19 protein-coding genes, 2 tRNA genes, 1 rRNA gene and 1 pseudogene (1 of these 23 running past the window's edge) are annotated in these 24287 nt (G+C 53.4%); 5 read left to right on the forward strand and 18 right to left on the reverse strand.

Annotated features, from left to right (window positions below):
- Window positions 1-140 precede the first annotated feature (140 nt).
- From AB1S56_RS20735 to AB1S56_RS20745, 3 genes are all read right to left on the reverse strand, one after another.
- On the reverse strand, window positions 141-1388 hold the full coding sequence (locus AB1S56_RS20735) for an MFS transporter (protein ID WP_340869948.1): 1248 nt from the start codon (window positions 1386-1388) through the stop codon (window positions 141-143).
- Window positions 1389-1534: 146 nt separating this feature from the next.
- Complete coding sequence (gene cysI / locus AB1S56_RS20740; RefSeq protein ID WP_340869809.1) at window positions 1535-3277, reverse strand: assimilatory sulfite reductase (NADPH) hemoprotein subunit; 1743 nt, start codon at window positions 3275-3277, stop codon at window positions 1535-1537.
- 101 nt (window positions 3278-3378) lie between these two features.
- On the reverse strand, window positions 3379-5238 hold the full coding sequence (locus AB1S56_RS20745) for an assimilatory sulfite reductase (NADPH) flavoprotein subunit (RefSeq protein WP_340869806.1): 1860 nt from the start codon (window positions 5236-5238) through the stop codon (window positions 3379-3381).
- A 266-nt stretch (window positions 5239-5504) separates the two neighbouring features.
- Here AB1S56_RS20745 and AB1S56_RS20750 point away from each other — a divergent pair.
- Together AB1S56_RS20750 and gluQRS are read left to right on the forward strand one after the other, a co-directional pair.
- Window positions 5505-5581, forward strand: a tRNA-Asp gene (locus AB1S56_RS20750).
- A gap of 97 nt (window positions 5582-5678) precedes the next feature.
- Complete coding sequence (gluQRS, locus tag AB1S56_RS20755) at window positions 5679-6647, forward strand: tRNA glutamyl-Q(34) synthetase GluQRS (protein ID WP_340869805.1); 969 nt, start codon at window positions 5679-5681, stop codon at window positions 6645-6647.
- A gap of 107 nt (window positions 6648-6754) precedes the next feature.
- Here gluQRS and AB1S56_RS20760 read toward each other — a convergent pair whose 3' ends face one another.
- From AB1S56_RS20760 to AB1S56_RS20780, 5 genes and pseudogenes are all read right to left on the reverse strand, one after another.
- Window positions 6755-7165: a secondary thiamine-phosphate synthase enzyme YjbQ gene (locus tag AB1S56_RS20760; protein ID WP_340869803.1), complete on the reverse strand. Its 411-nt coding sequence runs from the start codon at window positions 7163-7165 to the stop codon at window positions 6755-6757.
- Window positions 7166-7415: 250 nt separating this feature from the next.
- Window positions 7416-8534 carry an RNA-guided endonuclease InsQ/TnpB family protein gene (locus AB1S56_RS20765; RefSeq protein ID WP_367903381.1) on the reverse strand — a complete coding sequence of 373 codons (1119 nt, stop codon included), beginning with the start codon at window positions 8532-8534 and terminating at the stop codon, window positions 7416-7418.
- Between the two features lie 26 nt (window positions 8535-8560).
- Window positions 8561-8959, reverse strand: a complete 399-nt coding sequence (locus tag AB1S56_RS20770) for a DUF2087 domain-containing protein (protein ID WP_367903382.1) — start codon at window positions 8957-8959, stop codon at window positions 8561-8563.
- 127 nt (window positions 8960-9086) lie between these two features.
- Window positions 9087-10175 (reverse strand): IS200/IS605 family element RNA-guided endonuclease TnpB, encoded by a 1089-nt coding sequence (gene tnpB, locus AB1S56_RS20775; RefSeq protein WP_367903383.1) that lies wholly within the window; start codon window positions 10173-10175, stop codon window positions 9087-9089.
- A gap of 165 nt (window positions 10176-10340) precedes the next feature.
- Window positions 10341-10571, reverse strand: a pseudogene (locus AB1S56_RS20780) (ArsR/SmtB family transcription factor); the annotation flags it as partial.
- Window positions 10572-10789: 218 nt separating this feature from the next.
- Between AB1S56_RS20780 and AB1S56_RS20785 the strand changes: the two are divergent.
- The gene (locus AB1S56_RS20785) at window positions 10790-11245 is read left to right on the forward strand and encodes a hypothetical protein (protein ID WP_340873683.1); all 456 of its coding nucleotides are present in this window, start codon (window positions 10790-10792) and stop codon (window positions 11243-11245) included.
- A 53-nt stretch (window positions 11246-11298) separates the two neighbouring features.
- Here AB1S56_RS20785 and AB1S56_RS20790 read toward each other — a convergent pair whose 3' ends face one another.
- The 8 genes from AB1S56_RS20790 to AB1S56_RS20825 all read right to left on the reverse strand — a co-directional run bounded on the left by AB1S56_RS20790 (window position 11299) and on the right by AB1S56_RS20825 (window position 17146).
- A complete protein-coding gene (locus AB1S56_RS20790) occupies window positions 11299-11688 on the reverse strand; it encodes a GNAT family N-acetyltransferase (RefSeq protein ID WP_340873684.1) in 390 nt (129 codons plus the stop codon).
- A gap of 252 nt (window positions 11689-11940) precedes the next feature.
- Window positions 11941-12597 (reverse strand): bacillithiol biosynthesis deacetylase BshB2, encoded by a 657-nt coding sequence (gene bshB2, locus AB1S56_RS20795; RefSeq protein WP_340873694.1) that lies wholly within the window; start codon window positions 12595-12597, stop codon window positions 11941-11943.
- 23 nt (window positions 12598-12620) lie between these two features.
- Window positions 12621-12965 (reverse strand): YojF family protein, encoded by a 345-nt coding sequence (locus tag AB1S56_RS20800; RefSeq protein ID WP_340873686.1) that lies wholly within the window; start codon window positions 12963-12965, stop codon window positions 12621-12623.
- Window positions 12966-13001: 36 nt separating this feature from the next.
- Window positions 13002-13259, reverse strand: coding sequence for a hypothetical protein (locus tag AB1S56_RS20805; RefSeq protein ID WP_340873695.1), 258 nt, complete (start codon window positions 13257-13259; stop codon window positions 13002-13004).
- A 113-nt stretch (window positions 13260-13372) separates the two neighbouring features.
- The gene (locus AB1S56_RS20810; RefSeq protein WP_340873697.1) at window positions 13373-14002 is read right to left on the reverse strand and encodes an SGNH/GDSL hydrolase family protein; all 630 of its coding nucleotides are present in this window, start codon (window positions 14000-14002) and stop codon (window positions 13373-13375) included.
- A gap of 60 nt (window positions 14003-14062) precedes the next feature.
- Window positions 14063-14893, reverse strand: coding sequence for a carbohydrate ABC transporter permease (locus AB1S56_RS20815; protein WP_340873688.1), 831 nt, complete (start codon window positions 14891-14893; stop codon window positions 14063-14065).
- Complete coding sequence (locus AB1S56_RS20820) at window positions 14893-15765, reverse strand: sugar ABC transporter permease (protein WP_340873689.1); 873 nt, start codon at window positions 15763-15765, stop codon at window positions 14893-14895. The genes AB1S56_RS20815 and AB1S56_RS20820 overlap by 1 nt, the downstream gene beginning before the upstream one ends.
- Before the next feature lie 67 nt (window positions 15766-15832).
- Complete coding sequence (locus AB1S56_RS20825) at window positions 15833-17146, reverse strand: ABC transporter substrate-binding protein (protein WP_340873691.1); 1314 nt, start codon at window positions 17144-17146, stop codon at window positions 15833-15835.
- Window positions 17147-17328: 182 nt separating this feature from the next.
- Here AB1S56_RS20825 and AB1S56_RS20830 point away from each other — a divergent pair, with 182 nt between their 5' ends.
- Complete coding sequence (locus AB1S56_RS20830) at window positions 17329-19110, forward strand: histidine kinase (RefSeq protein WP_340873692.1); 1782 nt, start codon at window positions 17329-17331, stop codon at window positions 19108-19110.
- Between the two features lie 27 nt (window positions 19111-19137).
- A complete protein-coding gene (locus tag AB1S56_RS20835) occupies window positions 19138-20649 on the forward strand; it encodes a response regulator (protein WP_340873693.1) in 1512 nt (503 codons plus the stop codon).
- A 549-nt stretch (window positions 20650-21198) separates the two neighbouring features.
- Here the strand turns inward: AB1S56_RS20835 and AB1S56_RS20840 are convergent.
- Window positions 21199-21273: transfer RNA gene (locus AB1S56_RS20840), tRNA-Glu, on the reverse strand.
- Window positions 21274-21367: 94 nt separating this feature from the next.
- Window positions 21368-24287 (reverse strand): 23S ribosomal RNA (locus tag AB1S56_RS20845); it runs 11 nt beyond the window's last position.

Consider the following 24287-nt stretch of genomic DNA (forward strand, 5'->3'; position numbering starts at 1 on the left):
CAACTCCTCTTATTGGGAGTAATGTGCTGAATTAGGGCCAAATTTATTCGTAATTATTGGAAAAGAGCCCTCCCAGCCAGCATGAAGAGGGGCGCCAATCTGGCGCCCCGTCTATCCTAGCTTATGATATTTAAGCCCCCTCAATCGGGCTCTGGCACTCGCGTAAGGATGGCGATACCGATGATGAACAGAACGACCAGACTGAACACGCCCATACTGGAGCTGCCTGTCAGCTGAGCGGTCAAGGCGACAAGCAGCGGACCAAGTACGGAAGCAAATTTGTCGAAAATATTATAAAACCCGAAAAACTGGTTCGCATGCTCCTTCGGCACCAGCCGCGCGAAGTATGAGCGGCTCAGCGCCTGAATGCCGCCCTGCGAGGTAGCCACCAGCATCGCAAGGACCCAGAAATCAAAGGCGGATTTCATGAAATAGGCGTATACGCAGACGACGATATAGACGCATATGCCAACGTACAGCATTTTTTTGCCCGAGAAGCGTTCAGCCAGCCGGCCGTACAGCATCGCGAACGGAGCGGCTACAACCTGCGTCACGAATAGGATGATCAGAAGGTCAGTGGAGGCGATCCCGAGATCGGTTCCGTAAGCAGTCGACATCGTAATAATTGTCCCGACGCCGTCGATATAGAAGAAATACGCCAGCAGAAACAGGAAGATCGTACGATGGCCTCTAATTTTTTTGACCGTATCCAAGAGCCGTCTGAAGCTGTTCGCAATGACCGCCCGTTCTCGCTGGATGTAATGCACCTGGCGCACATGACGGAGCATCGGCAGCGTGAATACCCCCCACCACACGGCCGTGAGGAAAAAGGCGATCTGGCTCGCCGTTGTAACGGTGATAGGCAGCAGCTCCTGGCTGGCAAGCATAATAATCGCAATACTGATGATAAAGGGAATGGTGCTCCCGATATACCCAAGCGCGAAGCCGCGCGCCGATACCTTGTTCATCCTATCGTTGTCCGTCACGTCCACAAGGAAGGCGTCGTAGAACACATTGGAGCCTGCCGAGCCGATCGCGATCAGCATATAGCAGACAAGCAGCAGCTCCCAGCTGCTATTGGGGATAAAGGTGAGCAGCGCCGTAGCGACAACGCCAAGGAGGCTGAAGATTGCAAAAAACGTTTTTTTGAACCCTTGGTAATCGGCAATGGTGCCGAGAATGGGCCCCAGGAGAGCCAATATAAATGTCGAAATCGCAATCGCATAGCCCAGATAAGCCGTTGAATCTGCAGCGCTGACCCCAGCGCCCTCGGCTGCCGCTTTGTAGTAGAGCGGGAACACCGCCGTGGAAATAATAATCGAATAAGCGGAATGCCCCCAGTCGTACCACATCCAGCTTTTTTCTGCCCGCGAAAAGGATTTCATCAGCTTGGCCTCCTGCATGAACCGAATACTATTATTTTATAGGAAATGAAGACGACATGGCGCCAAGAACAGAAATTTAACAATTGGATCGCCAGCACACACAAAAAACGCAGAGCCGGGTTTACGCCCGTTCTGCGTTTCTTGTTCAATCAGCTATGGAAATCCAGTCCATTGTACACCGGCTTCACGTAGCCCGTACGGACAACGAAGTCGCCGAAGTGCTCGTTCTGCTGGCGTTCCGCCGCATAATGCTTAATGATCGGAGTCAGCGTATCGAGAATTTCTTCCTCGCCGATGTTCTCGCGATACAGCTTGCTCAGACGGTCGCCGGAGAAGCCGGCGCCCATATACATATTGTATTTGCCAGGCGATTTGCCGATGAAGGAGATTTCGCCAAGCGCCGGACGGCCGCAGCCGTTCGGACAGCCCGTCATCCGAATGTTGATGTCCTTGTCGCGGAGGCCAACCTCCTCAAGCACAGGCTCCAGCTTGTCGACCAGCGATGGCAGATAACGCTCCGCCTCCGCCATGGCAAGACCACACGTCGGAAGCGCTACACAGGAGATTGAGCTGAGGCGCAATGCGGACAGATGCGTGCCGTCGGTAATCCCGTATTTCTCGAAAATTTCAACGACCTTCTTCTTCACAGGCGTTGTCATATTCGCGATCATCAGGTTCTGGTTCGACGTCAGACGGAAATCTCCAGTGTGAATTTTGGCCACTTCCCGAATAGCCGTCTTCAGCAAATATCCATCCTTATCCTCGATCCGTCCGCTGTTCACGTACAACGTCAGGTTCCAGCGGCCGTTTTTGTTCTTGGTCCAGCCGTAACGGTCGCCCGTGTTCTCGAAGTGGAATGCGCGCGCAGGCTCAAGCTCCCAACCGAGGCGGTCCTGCAGCTCGTCAACAAACCACTCCAGACCGTGGCGGTCGATTGTATACTTCATACGAGCGTATTTGCGCACGGAGCGGTTGCCGTAATCACGCTGGATGGTAATAATTTTCTCCGACGTCTCCAGCACTTGCTCCGGCTTGATGAAGCCGATGACGCGAGCAAGCTGCGGGTACGTATTGGTATCGCCATGCGTCATACCCATGCCGCCGCCGACCATCACGTTGAAGCCAACCAGCTTGCCCTGCTCGACGATAGCGATAAAGCCAAGATCCTGGGAATACAGGTCCACATCGTTGGACGGCGGAACCGCGATGCCAATCTTGAACTTACGCGGCAGATACACTGGACCGTAGATCGGCTCGACAGGGTCTACGCCTTCTGCCGCGTTCACGATCTCCGAGCTGTCGACAACCTTCTCGCCATCCAGCCAGATCTCATGATAAGCCGGCGTGCGAGGCGCCAGATGCTTCGTAATTTCGTCCGCCCAATGGATAACCTGGGCATGCACCTCGGATTCATGCGGGTTCGGGTTGCACATCACGTTACGGTTCACGTCGCCGCAAGCCGCAAGCGTCGTCAGAAGCGATTCGTTAATGGTCTTAATCGTTTCCTTCAGGTTCCACTTGAGAATGCCGTGAAGCTGGAAGGCCTGCCTTGTCGTGACACGAATGCTGCCGCTGCCGTATTTGTCTGCCAGCTCATCGACGACCAGCCACTGTGCCGGCGTCGATACGCCGCCCGGCGCGACGATGCGAAGCATGAATTGGTAGGAGGGCTCCAGCTTCTGCTTCTGGCGCTCGTTGCGCACGTCGCGATCGTCCTGCATGTAGCTGCCATGGAACTTCATGAGGCGGTTGTCCAGCTCCGACATGCCGCCCGTAATCCGATTCTGCAGCGTCTCCACAAGAGAGCCGCGCAGGTAATTACTTTCAATCTTCAAATGTTCAACGTCGCTCGGCGGTCCGCCGACCGGCTCTACTTTATGTCCCTTCGCCATTGTTGCTATGGGCTCCTTTCCTGTTCGCAATGCTATAACTTTTTTGCACTAAAAGATTCGATGTCGAACTGGCATACTTCGTGATCTATGTTGAACTACCTTTAATAAACGTCGCGTTGGTAGCGTTGCTGGGCTTGCAGGTCGGCCAAATAGGACTTGGCAGCCTCAGCGTCCATGCCGCCCTCTTGCTGGATAATGGTCAGCAAGGCGTTATGAACGTCATGCGCCATATGCTTCTCGTCGCCGCACACATAGACGTGAGCGCCTTCCTGCAGCCAGGCGTACAGCTCCTTGGCTTGCTCCAGCATACGATGCTGAACATATACCTTCTCCTTGGAATCGCGCGAGAACGCGACATCCAGCTTCGTAAGAACGCCGTCCTTCAGCATGCGCTGCCAGTCGGTCTGGTACAGGAAATCTGTGACGAAGTGGCGATCGCCGTAGAACAGCCACGTCTTGCCCTCCAGGCCCAGCTCCTCTCTCTCTTCCATGAACGCGCGGAACGGTGCTACGCCCGTGCCCGGTCCCACCATAATGATTGGAGTCTCCGGATTGGCCGGCATCTTGAAATTCGGGTTCTGCTGAATGAAGATAGGCAGTGTTGCGCCCTCTTCCAGACGCTCAGACACCTGCACGGAGCAGACGCCGCCGCGAGCTCTGCCATGAGCTTCGTATTCAACCTTGCGAATCGTCAAATGCACCTCGTCCGGATGCGCTTTGCCGCTGCTGGCGATGGAATACAGTCTTGGCGGGATTTTGCGCAGAATGGATACAAGCTCTGCACCACTCAGCTTCCATGGACCGAAATCCTGAAGCAGATCCAGCAAATCTCTGCCATTAGTGTAAGCCTTCAGCTCTTCCTTGTTGTCCGGCTTCACGAGCTCAGCCAGCTTGACGTTCTGCGAGAACGGTACAGCCTTCTCCAGAAGCGGCTTCGTCAGCACCGTAACCTCGAACTGGCGCAGCAGGGCGGAGCGAAGCGTGCCTTCCTCCCCGTCCTTGCCCGGCACAACAACCTCCGAAGGGGACGCGCCAAGCACTGCAATAATCTGGTCGACAAGCGCAGGATCATTCTCCGGATAGACGCCGACGCAGTCGCCCGGCTCATACGTCAGACCGGAGCCTTCCAGCGACAGCTCCAGATGGCGAGTCTCGCGATCAGAGCCCCTGCCGTTCAGGTTAATCGTTCCGATGACTTCCGCCTGGAACGGGTTCGAGCGGGAATAGACGGATTCGCCGGCAGGTGCCGAAGCCTCAACCGCAGCGCCAGCAGGTGCCGCAGAAGCCGCAGCTCCCGTCACGGAGGCGTTAACCGCCGCAATGACGCTGCTCAGCCATTCCGAAGCCGGGGATTCGAAGTCCACGTCGCAATCCACGCGGTCTACGATCCGCTCCGCGCCCAGCTCAGCCAGGCGTTTGTCGAAATCTTGGCCTGTTTTGCAGAAGAACTCGTAAGAGGTATCGCCCAGCGCAAGCACGGAATACTTCAGCCCGTCCAGCTTAGGCGCGCGTTTGGAATGCAGAAACTCATAGAAGGTCAGCGCGTTATCCGGCGGGTCGCCTTCGCCGTGCGTGCTTGCCACGATGAACAAATGCGCGGTTTTCTTCAGGCCGTTCGTCTTGTACGCGTTCATCGCGGACAGCGTCACCTCGAAGCCCTGATCCTTCAATTTATCAGCCAGTCTGCCAGCGAGGCGCTGGGAGTTGCCCGTCTGCGAGCCGAACAGAATCGTCGCTTCGCGCGGAGCCGCAGGCACAGTCGGCGCCGCAGGTGTAACCGCTTGCTCTAATACTGGCGCCGCGATTGCAGCCGCTGTCTCGGATGAAGCCGCACCCGACCGGTAAAAGGTTAAAAATCCGCCAAGCCATTGAATTTGCATGTCCGTCAGAGTCGGCAGCAGCTGGTTAAGCAGCTCGGCCTGTGCTTCTGTAAACGGACTGTTCGTCACTTTCAGTTGCAACTACATCCACCTCGCATCAAATCTCGTTCATTTTCAATTCCAAGTGTATCACTTTGGTTTTTATTCTGCTCTAAAACTACCACAGTCCGACTTGCATGGTCAATGAAATACGTCGTTTTCTGTCTATAAGAAGTTTTGAATCCACCACTGAGCTTTCCTTATGGAGATTCATTCTCATTTAGCACCTCTGAATAAAATCTGCTTGCCAAATACTTCATGCACATGCTATGATACTGTTTGTGTCTTCGAGACACGCCTTATAGCGCGGAGCCGTGGTGTAGAGGCCTAACATGCCTGCCTGTCACGCAGGAGACCGCGGGTTCGAATCCCGTCGGCTCCGCCATTTGCCAATCATTGCTCTGGAGAGAGCAACTCCATATATGGAAGAGAGAGCGCCTGCTGGCCGCTCTTTTTTTGCATTCCGGGAAAGGAGCGGTTACATGATGAAGAGACGCGGAAGATTTGCGCCTACGCCGTCTGGAGAACTGCATATTGGGAATGCGCTCAGCGCGCTTGCCTCCTGGCTGCAGATTCGTCAGGCGAACGGGGAGTTCGCGCTCCGGATTGAGGATATCGACAAGCCAAGATCGCGGCCCGAGTTCGCCGCGCAGGGGGTGGACGACCTGCTCTGGCTCGGCATTGATTGGGATGAAGGGCCGGACAAGGGCGGCCGGTTCGCTCCATACGTGCAGAGCGAGCGCGAGGAACGGTACCACGCTGCGCTTGAGCAGCTGCGTGCTGCGGGCAAGGTATATCCCTGCTATTGCAGCAGGAGCGAGCTTGCCTCCATCGCCAGCGCGCCGCATGGCCTCTCCTCAGAGGGCGCCGCTTATCCCGGCTTGTGCAGGCATCTAACCGCTGAGGAGCAGTTCCAGAAGGAAGCGAAGAAGACGCCCGCTATCCGCTTCATCATGCCCCACGAGCCGATCGCGTTCCAAGACGGCGTTGCCGGATGGGTGCAATATGACGGAGATGCGCTCGGGGACTTTGTCGTCAAACGCGCCGACGAGATGTTCAGCTACCAGCTTGCCGTAACCGTCGACGATTCAGCTATGGGCATCACAGATGTGCTGCGGGGGGCGGACCTGCTGGACTCGACGCCGCGCCAGCTTGCGCTGTACGAAGCGCTGGGCCAACAGCCTCCGTCTTTCGCGCATATCCCGTTAGTCGTCGATGAGAGCGGAGAGCGGCTCTCGAAGCGGGACAAGTCCTTGACGCTCGCTTCGCTTAGGCAAGCAGGCGTCAAGCCTGAACGGCTGACTGGCGCCTTGGCGCACATGGCCGGGTGGACGGAGCGGCTGGAGCCCGCTACCGCAAGGGAGCTGATTAAGGCTTACCACCCGCCTCGAATACCAGGGAGTGGAATCGTATTGACTGAACGCATCCTGCAATGGCTGCTGAATAAGTAGAACCAAGGTGAAACGGCTGTCGCCGTCCTTGGCGGCGCCGCATGAGTAACCGCCGGGGCTTGGAGCCAGCACGGCGGTTTTTTTTGTGAGTAGACAGGGCAGAGCGCCTACCCTTGCATGATTTTAATGTAGAGCTTACGTGTGCGCGGTCCATCAAATTCACAAAAGTAGATCCCCTGCCAAGTGCCCAGTACCGGCTTCCCGTCATGGATCAGCACCGTCTGGCTGGTGCCGGTCTGAATCGCTTTGAGATGGGCGGCCGTGTTCCCTTCCGCATGCCGATCCTTCGGATGCTCCCAAGGATATAGCTCATCAAGCCTGCGCAGCACATCCCGGACAACATCCGGATCGGCGTTTTCGTTAATAGCGATGCCTGCCGTTGTATGCGGGCAATATACGATAGCGAAGCCTTCCTTCACCCCGCTTTCCCGGATGGCTTCGCGAACCTGGGCCGTCACCTCCACCATCTGGTCACGCTGCCTGGTCGACAGTGTATACATTTTTATATTTGCGCTCATGACAGCGCCTCCCATCTCGTCCACAGCTCAGGTGGATTCAGCTCGTAAACATCCTTGTCCCGGAACATAAATTGGTGCATGATCAATGACCCCCACTTAACTAACGTTTGAAGTGGGGGCTTGTAACAACCAAGGTCGTACGAACGTCTTGCGACTCCGATCTTTTGGCGTTCCGAAGAACGTGGTGTTACATCCTCTAGTAAGCCTTCGCCTACCGATGGGCAGATTGACAGCTGCCCTGCAAGCCTAGTCATGCTAAGCCTGCACCTTCAAGAAGGTACTCTCTTCCCTTCAGACAGAGATTCATGGCGCCGATCCGGTCATCATTGCTTGTATATCTGCATGCCTGGCAACGAAAGCGATGCCTGCGTTTATCCCGGTTTTCTTTCACCGTGTGGCGGCATAGGGGACACGCCTGCGAGGTGTGCTTCGGATCCACGGCTATCGCCATCGCTCCTGCAAGCTTCGCCTTATACGTCACCATCTGACGCAGCTGATAGAAAGCCCACGATACCGTCACATACCGATACTTCAGCTTTGCCTTTTCCGCCCTGCGGCGGATCCCTGTCAAATCCTCCAGCACAAACAGCGTATTCGCCCCATATCGGGTAACGAGTGCCTTACTGACCTGATGGTTCACATCGGTCATCCAACGGTTTTCTCGTTCTCCGATTTGCTTCAGCCTGCGGCGGGACGAAGCCGTTTGTTTGCGTTGCAGCTCGGAACGCAATCGTTGGTAGTTGGCTCGTTTGTGTTTCAGTCCCCTTCCTCGAAAAAACAGCGTTCTCCCCTCGGTGTCATACACCGTAGCTACAAAGTTGATGCCCAGATCAATCCCTGCAACGTGTTCAATCTCCTTAAGCTCAGGAGAGGCCATTTCCTTAGACACTGGAATATGCAAAAACCACTTCTGTTTTTTGCATACCAGCTTGGCTGTACCGAATGTCCATGTGCCGTCGAAATAGGTCTCCATTCCTTTGGCTTCGAAGGGAATCTTAATGCGGCCTTGCAGCGTATTGACGGAGAATAGCTTTGCGCTTAGCGAGTAATCCCGTCTCCAGACGAGATCGTATTCCGGCTTCTTAAATTGTACGCGTGTCCAAGCATGTCCGCTGCTCAAGATGGTCTTGTATTTAGCCCGTACCGTTTTCAATACCGACTGAGCCATTTGAGAGCGCAGGCCCATCGTGCTGCGCAGGGTTCGATACGTCATTCGGTGCAGGGCAGACTGCCGGCGCTCGCTCGTCTCAAACACAAGGGCAGAGACAAAATTACAGCCTTGACGATAAGCGATCATCGTTTGTTGCAGGGCCATCATTTGACTGTCTGACGGTTTGATTTTGATTTTCGCCGTCACGGTAACGATCATACGTTCGCCTCCTCGCTATGCTAATTTTAGCATAGTAGGGAGAACAAGAACACACCAAATATCATTCCGGCTAACGCCGAACGCCCATTCCTTCCCCGCTTATAGAAGACGGGAGTATCCTGGGCGATATTGATGAACTCTCTCCGCAACGTCGCAAAATCATCGTGGTACTCCTTGATAAAAGCGTTGATCTCCTTCTCCTCGTACAACCGCCCCTTCTCCAGCTTCGACACGAGATGCTCAAGTGCAATCAGTTTTTTCTTCAGCTGGCTTGGCACGCTCTTCAGCTTCCCCTCGGCTGTGAAGAAATTGCGGAGAACAGCAGCGCGCAGCGCTTCGTTCTTCTCCTCCATTGTATCTCCGCCTCCATTCGCCTTGCGGTAGATAAGCTCCGCCGTGGCAGTCGCGTTTTGTTGATTGAACACTCCCGCCACCTAAGAGGTGGAGGATTCTTGGGTTGCTGCTCCTCACGGAGCAAAGTCGTAGCGATATTTTTTTGAAATATCGTACACCAAGCGATCCCTGTGGTTCCCACAGTTCCTATTTTGTTCGTTACTGGGCCATGGCCTTTATGTTTTGTGCCGCATTCCAATCTCGGTCATGTGGCGTTTGGCAAGATACACATGTCCATCCCCGCACGCTCAAATCCCTCACTTCTGCTTGCTTGTACCCACAGACGTGACAGGTTTGGCTCGTTGGCGCAAATACCGGTGTTTCCTTGATCGTTCGGCCATACCACTTGGCTTTGTAATGCAGTTGCCGGCTCATTTCGCCCCAGGATGCATCTGCTATGTGTTTGGCAAGGTGTCGTTGTTTCATCATGTTTGCAATACGCAAGTCCTCGAGACAGATCGTTTGGTTTTCACGTATCCATTTCGTAGTCTGCTTATGCATCGCGTCTAATCGGCTATTTCGAATTTTTTCATGGATGAGGGCGACTTTTCTTTTCGCTTTAGACCAGTTACTTCCGCCTTGTTTCCTTCTGGCAAGGATGCGCTGCCATTTCGTGAGCAGCCGTTCATATCGCAATGTATATCTTGGATTATCCATTGCAGGACCTTCCGAAGGCACGGCAAGATACTTGATACCCACGTCAATGCCAAGTATGCTGTCCGTTAAAGGAAGAGGCTGGATGTCAACCTCGCATACCAACGATACAAACCATTTGCCGCTTGGGGCTAGTCGTACGGTAGCGGATAGGATCCGGCCTTCGATCTCTCTTGACTTGGCATAGGGTACCCAGCCGAGCTTGGGAAGCTGCAGACGGTTTCCCTTCACGGCAATGTTCCCGTTTGTATATCGCGTCGTATAGCTTTGTACGGGATGCTTGCGACTCTTGAAGCGAGGTCGTTCATTTTGCTTGTTGAAGTGGCGCTGATATCCGTCAGCCAAGTTTCGCACAGCTGACTGCAGGGCAATGCTATCCACTTCTTTCAACCAAGACCACTCGCGCTTCATGTCAGGAAGCTGCGTTGCACAGGTGTTGTAGGACAAACCTTTGCCTGTAGCTTGATAGGTCTGACTCCATTTTGCTAGGAGGTGGTTGAACACAAAGCGGCAGCAACCCAACGTTTTGCGCAGTTGCATGATTTGTACATGACTAGGATAGATCCGAAATTTGAAGGCTTTATGCTGGAGCATCGTCTGATTCGTCACCTCGCTGCAAAAGAGATGAATGTTAACTAATTCCAATTATAGCACAAATGTTCGTGTCTATCCATGAGCAAAATTCCCGATTCACCCCCTGCCTACACTCTCACTTCGTGAGTAAGGTAGCTTAGAGGCAGGGGTATTCTCGATGTCTATGATAAAGTAGTGGTTCAGTCGAAAATAAATCGTATTCTTCTCCCGCCGCTCGTTAATAAGGCTGGCTTCCCGCAGCTTCGCTGCATGGTGCGTGATTGTGGCCGGAGTCACACTCAACCTCTCAGCGAGCTCCCCTCCGTTCAGCTCTCCCTCCGCCAGCAGGATCAGCATGCGAATTCGCGTCGGATCGGCCAAAGCTTTGTGGTAGGCGACCACTTTATCCAGTTGCATCCAGCATTCACCTCAGCTCAAATGTAATTTAATAAGTATCTAATTAGATATTCATTAAATAAGATGAAAAAGGAATGGCTTTGTTTTGTCAATTGAGCAATTGCACATGCGGAGTATATGCAGCTAATGATATAGTGGGCATGGGGAGGGATGTGTATGAAAGCATTATTGCAGGAGCTTCAAATAGAAGGAATGACGAACGATGAGCTTATCTCAGCTTGCTTCGAGCCTATGCTGCTCACTTAAAAAAAAAGGAGTCATCCGGTCAAAGCTTCGGTGACGGCAGCTTTCTGACGTTCAGCAAAGGGCAGCAGGCGTTATTCGGGTTCTGGGCATATCGGACACACGCTGAGCAATCAGCGAATGATTTCACATGGTGGACGGCATTTTTTATGGCCCATCCGGAACGCTGGTCAAGCGTAAAAAACGGACTTCATTTGTTCAGAGATACAGATACGCTTGACTTGCTGATTGAAATGGAGGGTGAGTTGATCAAGCGAGGTCACCCGCTGCCGCTGGTTGGCTTCGATCTCTCATTTGACGATCTGCAGAAGGATGCCCAGCTACGGGACATCACTTTGCAATTGCACAGCAAGCTGTTAGCCTCATTACCGAAAAATACGGGGCTGATTGGCACCTACATACGAAGTCACACCGCTGAGTTTATTGCATGAACACTCGCGACATTTCGGCACCTCAAATGTGCAGCGGGATCGTTGTCGCGCCGTTAGTCCACCCGGTCCGGAGACAGCTCGAAGTAAGCCAGCCGGATTCCCGGAGCAACCTCCCTCTCGCAGCTCTGCACGAAGTTAAAGCTGCGATAGAGCAGCTTGGCCGGCTCGTTCAGCGCTCCCGTGCTGACAGTCACCTTCATCCCCGCCCCTGCTTCGTCCACCGCATAAGCTAGCAGCCGCTTCGCAATCCCTCTTCGGAAATAATCCGGATGGACGACCATCCTGCAGATGTTAAGCGCTCCATCAGCCACCTCGTATGACACGAAGCCGACAAGCGTTTTCGATAGGCTGCAGCCCATAAAGGTTTCTTCGCTGCTCTGAATGTCCTCCACCGTATCTCGCAATGGCGGTATATCGCTGGCTCCGATCAGCTTGGCCTCCACCCGATAAAGCGGGCAGCTGAATGTTTAATATTTGCTCCGCAACGTCCCTGTCCGCGTTATGTAATCGACGTATCATCCATGTTCACCCGACCTTTTACTTATGAGTATACCTCAGCTACGCAAGAGCTGCTCGCCTCCATGGAGAAGGCGTCCTCCTCGGCCAAGGCGTCCTCCTCGGCCAAGGTATAAACACAAGACCCGAACCAAGCTCCTCATGGAGAGTGGTACGGGTCTTGTGTCATTTCATTCGCCTCATTGGAACCGATATATCCAGAACTGCTCCACGCCGAATCGGTCCTCCAGCTCCTTCGCAGTAAGCTCCTTGCTGCCTACCAGCTCAGGCGCCTGGAATTGCGTCCGGTGCGCTCGGATTGAAGCAAGCTTCTGTGTCATGTAATCACGGACGTCCACCAGCACCTCGGCCTGGCCAATCGCTTCCTCGTGATTGCGGGAGAATGCTATACAATACACGGGCGGCCTATCCTTCTCCGGCAGCTTAGAGACTGATCGAACGACCGCTGCTCCGCAAGCGTCATGGTCGGGATGCACGCTGTAGCCCGGGTAGAAGGTATACACGCGATGAGGTCGAAGCTCCGCAAGCAATTCACCAATCTTCTCGTCCAGCAGCTGAGGATCCTCGAACTCAATCGTTTTGTCGTGAAAGCCCAGCAGCCGCAAGTCTTGAATGCCTATCGCTTCGCAGGACGCCTCCAGCTCAAGCTTGCGGATATGCTTGAGCGACTCCCTGTTAGCGAACGGCGGAATGCCCATATTCCTGCCCATCTCTCCCAGCGTCAGACAAGCATAAGTCACTAGCGCTCCGCTGCTGATTTCCTTTGCCAGCGTGCCGGACAAGCCGAAGGCTTCATCGTCAGGATGCGGCAATATGACCAATATATGTGTTCCCATCGTATCCTCCCACTCCCCTTTCATCAGAACGGCTCCGGACTGAGCTGCAGCGACACGACAAGCTTGCCTTGGCTGTCATGACCCGCAAGCAGCAACCGGCGGTCATCCGTTTCGTCATAGTGGGTCAAGCCTTCGGAATACACCCAGCCCTGCTCCATTTTCAAACCGACCCGATAAGGGCCAGCTCCAGAAATCATGCCCCGCGAATAACGGATGCGCGTGTTCGTGATAAAGGTGGACGCCGGATGCTTCGTGCTGTCAAAGTGTGCAGCGTATGCTCCCGTCGTCAATTCCAGATGGATATATAAGTCCTGATTGTGCAGACGGTCTAATCTCTCTTGTATAGTAGCGGCGCTGATTGGCAGCATCCCTCATCCCTCCGTTTCTACTCTTGATTCTGGATCTTACACCTCATTCTTAATGGCCGATGTCCAGCCCCAGAAGAATGCGTCGCGATCCCATGCCGCTTTGCCGCCGTGCAGCTTCTTGAACGCTTTCTTCACTTCCTTGTCGATGGAGGCGTGTCCCTTCTCATTCACATAGATGAAATGCTCTCCGAATTGACGCTTAATATGTTCGACCGCATCGGCCTGATACAAGATTCCGGCATCCCGCATCTCTGCGAACATCCATGCCGCCACCTCTTCCGCCGTATGGCTCATGCCATCACGTTCCTTCACGATTTGCCATCCTCTCTCAGCATGCCATATATTCCAGGTTTCATACCGAACACGCCAGTAGCCGCCCTCTATAGAGGGCGGCTACCTAAGCCTCTTTAAAGTATCGGCCTTACGACGGACAGCCACTCCTCCGCGATTAGAGCATGGCCGGCCGCGGTCGGATGTACGCCATCCCACAGCCAATAAGCGGCATCCGTACGAGTCGCCGCGCGATCGAACGCCTCCTGAAGCGGTACGTGCTGCGTCCCGAACTCGCGGCTGAGGCCAAGCACAATCTCGCGATACGAAGACAGCTTTGCGGCCCACTCCGGCCAATTGTCTGCCGTTGCGCCCGTCTGCAGAATAAACGGCTCACACAGCACAAGCTTGGCGTTTGGCAGCACTTCCTTGGTCTCCTGCAGCAGGTGGCGATAAGCCCGCTCGAACCGGTCCGTGGCGCCGCTCGGCAGTCGGTTCATTATACGCCAAGCGTCATTGACCCCAATGAGTATGCTGATCAGGTCGGGCTTCAAGCTGATCGCGTCCTCATTCCATCTCGCGTACAGATCCGACACTCGATCTCCGCTGACTCCGCGATTAATGAATTGCGGGCGCTTCTCCGCATGGATGTGGGCCAGCCTGCTCGCAATCAAATAGGGATAGCTGTGTCCCAATATATGATTGGGATCGTCATTCCGACCTCTTCCTCCATCGGTGATGGAGTCGCCTTGAAACAATACAGTCAAGCTCACATGCGTCTCTCCTCTGCCAAGTACTAATGGGCTATAAACCGTGCTAACTCATTCTTACCCTTTGACAGCACCTGCTGTCAAGCCGCTGACAATATATTTCTGAGCAAATAGGTACAGCACAAGCACCGGCAGCGAGGTCAGCACCAGGTTGGCAAAGATCAGATTCCAATCCCTGCTGTATTTTCCGTAGAAGTTATAGACGGACAACGGCATCGTCCAGGTAGAGCTGTCTGTCAGAAAATAAAGCGGAATCGTAATGTCGTTCCACACCGACATGAACACCATGATCGCTACCGTCGCGTTAACCGGTACAATCAGCGGTGTAATGATTCGAATGAAGACGGAGAAGAGCGAAGCGCCTTCCAGGAAGGCCACCTCGTCCAGCGCCTTCGGAATCGACTTGATGAAGCCGCTGTACAGAAACATGCTGAACGCCGTATTCAGCGCCGCATAGATGAAGATAACGCTCGTTACGCTTCCGTAGAAGCCCATCCACTGTACGACCCGAATGGTGGTAATGGTCGACATGGGAGCGATGAGCCCCATGAAGAAGAACAGGTACAGGAAGCTGGACAGCTTGCTCTCCCGGCGAGCCAGAATGAACGCCGCACCGGAGGACGTCACGATGTTCAGAATGGAAGACAAGCCTGTAATCAGTACGCCGTTCAGGAACGCTCTGCCGAGACCGCCCTCCTCGAACACCTTGGCATAGTTGGAGAACTGCCAAGTCTCAGGCAGCTTGATCTTGAATTGCGACACCTCGACGCTCGTCATGAACGAGCCCAGAATCATAAGCAGCAGCGGAATAATGATGATTAGGGAAGCTGCTAGCAGCAATATCTCTACAATATAATTCCTGATGGCCATTCTCATCTTCAAGCTCATTATTCCGTCACCTCCTTGCGTCTCATGAAGATTAGAAGCGGAATCGAAATCAGGGTAACGATCAGGAACAGCAGCGTATTTACCGCCGTGCCAAGACCCCAATTGCCTTCGCCGAACGCCCGCAGAATGATTGTGCCGACAACCTGTGACGCATTGCCCGGTCCGCCGCCCGTCAGGACGTACACCTCGGAGAATACCTTGAGACCGCCGATCAACGTGAGCATCAGGTTAATATTAATCGCCGGCAGCAGAAGCGGAAGCGTAATGCTGGTGAAGCTCCTCCAAGCACCGGCACCATCGATCGTCGCCGCTTCGTAATATTCCTTGGAGATGGATTGCAGGCCGGCCAGATAGATAGCCATCTGGAAGCCGGTATGCTGCCAGATCGATACAGCCGCAATGGTAAAAATAACGATGGCAGGGTCCGTCAGCCAAGCCTGACTGACCGTCCCGAGTCCGATGGCCTCGAACATGCGGTTCACCATGCCTTCTGTACGAAGCATCGGCGTGAAGATAATGCTGATGACAAGCACACTTAGAATCGAAGGCGAATAAAAAATCGCACGCAGGATGTTGCGGGTTTTGAGCCGCATATTCAAAGCCACCGCAAGCGCGATGCCCAGTATGTTTTTGCCCAGTACCGTAACAATGGCGAAAATAAGTGTATTCTTCATCGCCAGCAGCAAAGTCTCGTCGGAGAAGATCGTCTTGAAGTTGTCCCAGCCGGTGAACGTTATTGTATCTCTGTCCAGTCGCCAGTCGGTGAACGAATAATACAAGCCAATGACGGCCGGCACGACAAAGAACAAGGAGTAGATTAAAAGTGCGGGCCATACCAAATAATAACCGTACATGCTTTTAGCTCGTTTCATTCTCTCACATCCTATCCCGCTTACTTTATTGTGTGTATAGAGCGGCAGCGGCGGCCGCGTGCTATGATTAGAATCCTTCTACGCCTTTATCCTTCATCAGTGCAGCAAACTTGTCATTCCAAGCTGTAAGAACATCCTTCGGCGACTTCGCGCCAGTGAACTGATCTTGCAGGCTGCGGTACAGCTCACTGCGATCGACCAGCATATAAGCGTCCGTCGTAAGCGTTGTTTTCTGCGGCGTGATGTAGTTATCCACGATTTCCTGCTTGTAGCCAGGCAGCTCAGGCGTTGTCACGTCGTTGAAGATGGACACGTATTTCTGCTCGTCCACGATCTTCTGCGCAACCTCCTTCTTAGCGATAAATTCTAGGAATTTCTTCGCTTCAGCCATATGCTTCGCTTTCTTCGGAATGAAGAGCTGTCCGCCAAGCGGGCTTGCGCCGAGCAAAGCGTCATCGGACGATGGAATCGCGAACAGGCCGATGTTCATGGATGGATCTTGGTTCGTAATGTCTTGAATCAGCCAGTCGCCCATAAACATCATGGCCACTTCCTTGTTCAGGAATTTACCAGCCGCCATATCGTAGCTGTCGCTCAGAATATCGGCGTTCGTGTAGCCTTTTTCGTAGATTTCATATTGCTGGGCCAGGAATGTTTCGAATGCGGGAACGTCTGTCCATTGCTTCTTGTTGGAGTTAAGATCTTGGAACAATGTCGGATCGTTTTTCGCCGCATAATCCGCAAATGCTGCCGCTGGCCAGATATTCGCCGCCCATGCGTCCTTGAACGGCATGAACACCGGTGTAATACCCGCCGCCTTGATGGCTTCGCAGACAGCCAGGAACTCTTCATACGTTGTTGGAATGTCGAGGCCCAGCTCCTGGAACATATCCTTGTTGTACACAACGCCCTGCATGCCTGTATCCTGGCTCACATGGAAGCTGTATACGTGGCCGTAGGCGGACAGCACTTCCTTGTTCAGCAAGCGGCTTACCCAAGGCTCATTGTCGAGAATTTCGAAGTTGCGCTCCAGATTAAGGTCTGTCGTCGCGCTGGCCAGGTTGTATTGCACAATATCCGGCGTTTCGTCAACCGCCAGCTTCGTCTGCAGAACCGTTGTTGTCTGCTCGGCTGGAAGCAGCTGCAGATTCACTTTAATATTCGTCTCCGCTTCGAACTCATCCAGAAGCGATTGCGCCACAAACGCCGAATCCTGCGAGCTTTTGGAGATCGCAAGCTCAATCGTTACCTTTTCCCCTTTGCCGCCACCGTCGCCGGATGCCGCATTTTCGTTATTGCCGTTTGCTCCGCAAGCGGTCAGTGACAAGGCCACCATTGCCGCCACAACGCCCATCGTCCATTGCTTTGTTTTCTTTTTCATTCTGTCTTCCCCCTCTATTGGAATGTGCCTTCATGTTGGATGCGCTAACAATTCTGATTATAGATCCCGGACCCCTTGAGGTACATGTTTGCTATTTACGCTTTCTGTGTAATATTCTGAACCGCTTGTGAGACTGTTGCGAGAATGGTACAGTAGGGGCAATACGAATCGGAGGGATCCTATTGGCATTTCCAAGCTACATGCGAGGTCGCGCCGTTTTTCAGGCCAGCTTACAGACGAAGCTTCTACTGACATTTGTTATCCTTCTGGTCATTGTGCTCAGCTGCTTTCTTGCGTATGTCAATTGGATCGTCATCAAGCCGCTGAAGATCAGCAACGAAAACGAAATGCTGGTCACGACTGCAACCGCCAGCAATCAGCTCGATGAATACATCAATAACCAGATACAGCTGTCTCACCGTATTTTGTCCAATCAACAAATATTTCAAATCCTGAACAATGCGAAGCCCTGGCATACAACAGAAGGCTTGAGGCAGAGCCGGGCACTGCGGGATATGATGTTCGAAGCGATCGGACCCACTATGAATATTCGAGACATGATTATATTCAATTTGGAGGGCCAAGCTATCTCCGCATTTATTGGACATAACGACAACCCCTCCTCGCTTGCTGCGGAATGGAAGGAGGAGCTCGCTACGGGAATCACCGGAAGCGGCGGCTACATGCTTGCTCCACATTCCTCAGGAGGCATGGCGTTCACTCGGGCGATCAGCAATCAGAACGGACAAATATTCGGCTATTTATCCATTATGCTGGACGAGTCTTATTTGAGCATGCCTGCCGAGGATATGCTGGCCGGGGATCTCTATATCGTGAATAAAGCCGGGGAAATTGTCGTCAGCTCGCCGCATGTGCAAATCGACAACGGATTGCCTTCGCTGCGTTCAGTCGGACCGTCCAGCGGGTTGTATATAAATGACGCCGAGGACTATGTCGCCTATCATCAGTCATCCGTTACAGGCTGGACAACCTATCTTGTTACGCCTAAACGGGCGGTGCTGGGACCGGTGAATTCCGTCAAATATTTGTCCATCACGCTTATTACCGCGCTTATGATTTTTTCCTTTATTTACATTTATCTATCGTCCAAAAAATTTCTGCTGCCGATCCGCAAGCTTCGTCACCAAATATCCCGCATCCAGTACAGCAATCTGAATGTGCGGGTCGACAACAACGCTCACAATAACGAGCTGATCGCGCTGAATGATTCGTTCCAGGAGCTGCTCGTTCGGCTGCAGCAATCCATAGAACGAGAGAAGCTGGCGCTGCATGAGGAAGTGAAGGCGCGCGGCTCTGCGCTTCAAGCGCAGATTGCGCCGCATTTTATCCATAACTCACTGTATCTGATCAGTATCGCCGCACAGGAGGGCAAGAACGAGGTTGTCTCCGCGATGTGCAAGCATCTGTCGGACAGCCTCCGCTATATCGTCTCCTCCCCCTATCAGCACGTCTCGCTGTCTGAGGAGCTGGAACATACGCGGAACTACCTCTCGCTTGTACAGCATAACTACGAGGATGATCTGCAATGGATCATCGAAGCGGACGAATCGGCGCAGTTCATTCAGCTGCCGCGGCTTGTCATTCAGCCCTTCGTCGAAAATTGTATCGAGCATGCCTTTGCGGATATCGATCCCCCTTGGCGCCTTGCCATTCGCGTGAAGCTATATAACGGCATCTGGGCTATTGAGATTGTCGATAATGGCAGCGGCATAGAGGAGGATCGGCTTGCGGAAATCATGGATAACATCACCGGCTCCGAGGCTCGGGAGCATGAGCTTCATATTCACTCCTCCGGGCTGGGCAATATGGGAGTCGTCAATACCGTAAACCGACTGAAGCTGATGTACCGGAACAGGTTGTTTTTCAACCTCTTCAACAACGGCGGCCAAGAACGCGGGGTCACAGTCCAGATTATTGGATCTCTGACAAGAGATTTTTATTAGGGAAGGGACATTAGGGGAGGGAGTCAGATGTATAGCGTCATTATCGCCGAGGACAGCAAGCCGATCCTTCGCAACATCAAGATGCTGCTGGAATCGTCCGGTCTGCCTATTCAAGTGACCGCCACAGCGTCGAACGGAGAGGAAGCGCTGGCGCATATTCGGCAGCAGCCCGTTGATATTCTCATAACGGATATCCGGATGCCGAAGCTGGACGGATTAGCTCTTATCGAGCTCGCCAAAAGTCTGTGCCCCAACCTCAAAGTGGTGCTGATCAGCAGCTACAGCGATTTCGAATACACACGCAAGGCTATTCATTTGCAGGTATTCGACTATCTGCTGAAGCCGGTCGAACGCCAGGCGCTGACAGAGGTCATGGAGCGGATCCTCGGGCAGCTTCAAGAAACGCGGGAGGATCGCCTTGACGTGCTCCGAGGCATCGTCGATTCCGAATACTTGTCCACTATAAGAGCCGAAGACGATTTTTTTGAAAATAAACCGAAATCCGCCCTATTCATCGGCAAGCAGCCCTTCACTGCGGCTAAATCGTCTTGGAACGTACAAGATCTGCAGCATACCCTATCTATGGCCTGCTCCCCTCATTCCTGTTGGGTGCTGCCGCTGGAGCAATCGGAGCGTGTGCTTGTGGTTGGACAGGGCCGTCTAGTGGAGCATTACGAGAGCGCGATAGATTGGATGAGCACCGTCGCAAGCGCGCTTAAGGCCAAGGGCATAACTGCCTCTATCGCCGGCAGCCTGCAAACCTTCGAGCTCAGCCAGCTGAAGCAAATCTTCGAGAAGCTCCAGCAGGGCTGGCAGGAGGAGCTTCGCGTCAGCTCGCCCATTCTGTTGGATATACAATTTCCATCCCGTCATCAACAGGAGGAGGATCGTATCATATGGTCCTTCGCGGACATGATTCAGCAGCGGCAGAAGGAGCAGTTCCAGTTGAAGCTTACGGAGCTGCTGCGCAGGTGGCGGAGCGACAACGTATTATTATCTAAGCTGGAGGAGCTGCTGCAGGTCATTTCGGAGACCTTCGCCAAGGCCGACGCTGACCATGAATGGATGGAGCGCGCTGCATTGGAGGCGGAAGCGTTGGACCTGCTGAAGCTGGATAGCTATGATGAATTTAGCGAAGCACTTCTGGAGTGGGCCGACACGCAATTTGATCTCCTGCTGTCGCGAATCCGCAAAAGCGCCGAGGAATTATTCCTGCAAATCGATAGCCATATGCAGCTCCACAAATATGCCCAGCTATCCATGACGGAGCTCGCCCAGAAATTCCATGTCAGCCCCTCTTATATTAGCCGAATCATTAAACGCTTCACGAACAGCACCTTCGTCCATCATTACATGGAGATGAAGATCGATGAAGCCTGCAAGCTCATGCGCGACAAGCCGGAGATGAAGATTCGGGAGCTGTCGGATGCTCTCTCCTTCACCGACCAGCATTATTTCTCGCGCGTATTCAAGGAGTATACCGGGCTTAGCCCCACAGAATTCAAAGAGAAGCACAAGGAGGAGGCGCAGGAGGAATAAGGGGCCCTCTGTCTGTGCTGAGCGAGACGGCTTTCCGTAGGTGACACGCAAGGAAGGCGTATCATTGGAGCTCCTAACGGTTGTTAGGAGTCCTTGCCGAAGCTGAACGGCCATCCGCAATTGTAACGGGCACATCTATTTGCTCCAAACCACCTGCCCTGGCTCATTTAGACGTTTCTGGCACGTCTATCTGCTCCAAACCACACGCCGCTGCTCATTTAGACGTTTCTGGCACGTCTATTTGCTCCAAGCCACCTGCGCAGGCTCGTTTAGACGTTTCTGGCACGTCTATTTGCTCCAAACCACCTGCCCCGGCTCATTCAGACGTTTCTGGCACGTCTATTTGCTCCAAACCACCTGCCCCGGCTCATTTAGACGTTTGACCGTTACAAGACGGAAAGCGCCAAATTCGAGCTCTAAGCGCATTTTTGTTCGTTAGGGTCGTGGCGTTCGAACCGCGCGAAAAGATATAGTAAAAGATATAGATTCACAAAAGTCAAAAAAACCATTCATCCCAGTGGACAAATGGCCTGTAGTTTCAGTTTATAGTGGTGACCCGTAGGGGATTCGAACCCCTGTTACCTCCGTGAAAGGGAGGTGTCTTAACCCCTTGACCAACGGGCCGGATTTGCACATTGAAAACTGGATACGAAAGTTTGCTGAACTTTAGCTGTCATAAGCATATGCTTATGATCTGTGTTTCCTCTCGGAAACACTTTAGGATAAGCCCTCGACCGATTAGTATTCGTCAGCTGCACACGTTGCCGTGCTTCCACCCCGAACCTATCAACCTCGTCGTCTTCAAGGGGTCTTACTAATTGGGAAATCTCATCTTGAGGGGGGCTTCACGCTTAGATGCTTTCAGCGCTTATCCCGTCCGTACTTGGCTACCCAGCGGTGCTCCTGGCGGAACAACTGGTACACCAGCGGTACGTCCATCCCGGTCCTCTCGTACTAAGGACAGCTCCTCTCAAATTTCCTGCGCCCGCGACAGATAGGGACCGAACTGTCTCACGACGTTCTGAACCCAGCTCGCGTACCGCTTTAATGGGCGAACAGCCCAACCCTTGGGACCTACTTCAGCCCCAGGATGCGATGAGCCGACATCGAGGTGCCAAACCTCCCCGTCGATGTGGACTCTTGGGGGAGATAAGCCTGTTATCCCCAGGGTAGCTTTTATCCGTTGAGCGATGGCCCTTCCATGCGGTACCACCGGATCACTAAGCCCGACTTTCGTCCCTGCTCGACTTGTAGGTCTCGCAGTCAAGCTCCCTTATGCCTTTGCACTCTTCGAATGATTTCCAACCATTCTGAGGGAACCTTTGGGCGCCTCCGTTACATTTTAGGAGGCGACCGCCCCAGTCAAACTGCCCGCCTGACACGGTCCCTGTACCGGTTTCACGGTACCAGGTTAGAACTCCGATACGATCAGGGTGGTATCCCAAGGACGCCTCCACCGAAGCTGGCGCTCCGGCTTCATAGGCTCCCACCTATCCTGTACAGATCGTACCAAAGTCCAATATCAAGCTGCAGTAAAGCTCCATGGGGTCTTTCCGTCTTGTCGCGGGTAACCTGCATCTTCACAGGTATTAAAATTTCACCGGATCTCTCGTTGAGACAGCGCCCAAGTCGTTACGCCATTCGTGCGGGTCAGAATTTACCTGACAAGGAATTTCGCTACCTTAGGACCGTTATAGTTACGGCCGCCGTTTACTGGGGCTTCGGTTCACAGCTTCGGGTTGCCCCTAACCGCTCCCCTTAACCTTCCAGCACCGGGCAGGCGTCAGCCCGTATACTTCGCCTTACGGCTTCGCACAGACCTGTGTTTTTGCTAAACAGTCGCTTGGGCCTTTTCACTGCGGCCCCCTCGGGCTATTCACCCTACCGAGGCACCCCTTCTCCCGAAGTTACGGGGTCATTTTGCCGAGTTCCTTAACGAGAGTTCTTCCGCGCGCCTTAGCATGCTCTGCTCGCCTACCTGTGTCGGTTTGCGGTACGGGCACCTTGATCTCACTAGAGGCTTTTCTTGACAGCCGGAGTACATGACCTTCGCTACTGCAATTTTCGCTCCCCATCACAGCCCAGCCTTACAGTTGGCGGATTTGCCTACCAACTAGCCTCACTGCTTGGACGGACTATTCCATCAGTCCGCGTCACTGCCCTTCTGTGTCACCCCATCGCTCAAACGATTTTCGGTGGTACAGGAATATCAACCTGTTGTCCTTCCACTACGCCTTTCGGCCTCGCGTTAGGTCCCGACTTACCCTGAGTGGACGAGCCTTCCTCAGGAACCCTTAGGCTTTCGGCGGACAAGATTCTCACTTGTCTTTTCGTTACTCATACCGGCATTCTCACTCGTGTACTGTCCACCAGTCCTTGCGGTCTGACTTCAACCTATACACGACGCTCCCCTACCCAAGTACCCTAAGGTACATGCCATAGCTTCGGTGGTGTGTTTAGCCCCGTTACATTTTCGGCGCAGAGTCACTCGACCAGTGAGCTATTACGCACTCTTTAAATGGTGGCTGCTTCTAAGCCAACATCCTGGTTGTCTGTGCAACTCCACATCCTTTCCCACTTAACACACACTTGGGGACCTTAGCTGATGATCTGGGCTGTTTCCCTCTTGACAATGGATCTTAGCACTCACTGTCTGACTCCCGGTAAGCATGTCTATGGCATTCGGAGTTTGACTAGACTTGGTAACCCTTGGCGGGCCCCGCACCCAATCAGTGCTCTACCTCCACGACACTCATCACCGAGGCTAGCCCTAAAGCTATTTCGGGGAGAACCAGCTATCTCCGAGTTCGATTGGAATTTCTCCGCTACCCCCACCTCATCCCCGAATTTTTCAACATTCGTGGGTTCGGGCCTCCAGTGCGTGTTACCGCACCTTCACCCTGGACAGGGGTAGATCACACGGTTTCGGGTCTACGACCACGTACTATGGCGCCCTATTCAGACTCGCTTTCGCTGCGGCTCCGGCTTTCCACCTTAACCTTGCACGTGATCGTAACTCGCCGGTTCATTCTACAAAAGGCACGCCATCACCCATTAATCGGGCTCTGACTTCTTGTAAGCGCACGGTTTCAGGTTCTTTTTCACTCCGCTCCCGCGGTGCTTTTCACCTTTCCCTCACGGTACTGCTTCACTATCGGTCACCAGGGAGTATTTAGCCTTGGCAGATGGTCCTGCCGGATTCCGACGGGGTTTCACGTGTCCCGCCGTACTCAGGATCCGTCTCGGAGGGTGCTGGCTTTTGGTTACAGGGCTTTTACCTCTTTTAGCGGGCCTTTCCAGACCTCTTCGCCTAACCAACACCTTTGTAACTCCATGTGAGACGTCCTACAACCCCAAGGAGCAAGCTCCTTGGTTTGGGCTAATCCGCGTTCGCTCGCCGCTACTGACGGAATCACTTTTGTTTTCTCTTCCTCGGGGTACTTAGATGTTTCAGTTCCCCCGGTATGCCTCTACCTGACCTATGTATTCAGTCAAGAGTAACTGGGCATTACCCCAGCTGGGTTTCCCCATTCGGAAATCCCCGGATCAAAGCCTGCTTACGGCTCCCCGAGGCGGTATCGTTGTTCGCCACGTCCTTCTTCGGCTCCTGGTGCCTAGGCATCCTCCGTGCGCTCTTA

Origin of the sequence: Paenibacillus sp. PL2-23 (assembly GCF_040834005.1) — a bacterium.
Classification (GTDB): Bacteria; Bacillota; Bacilli; order Paenibacillales; family Paenibacillaceae; genus Pristimantibacillus.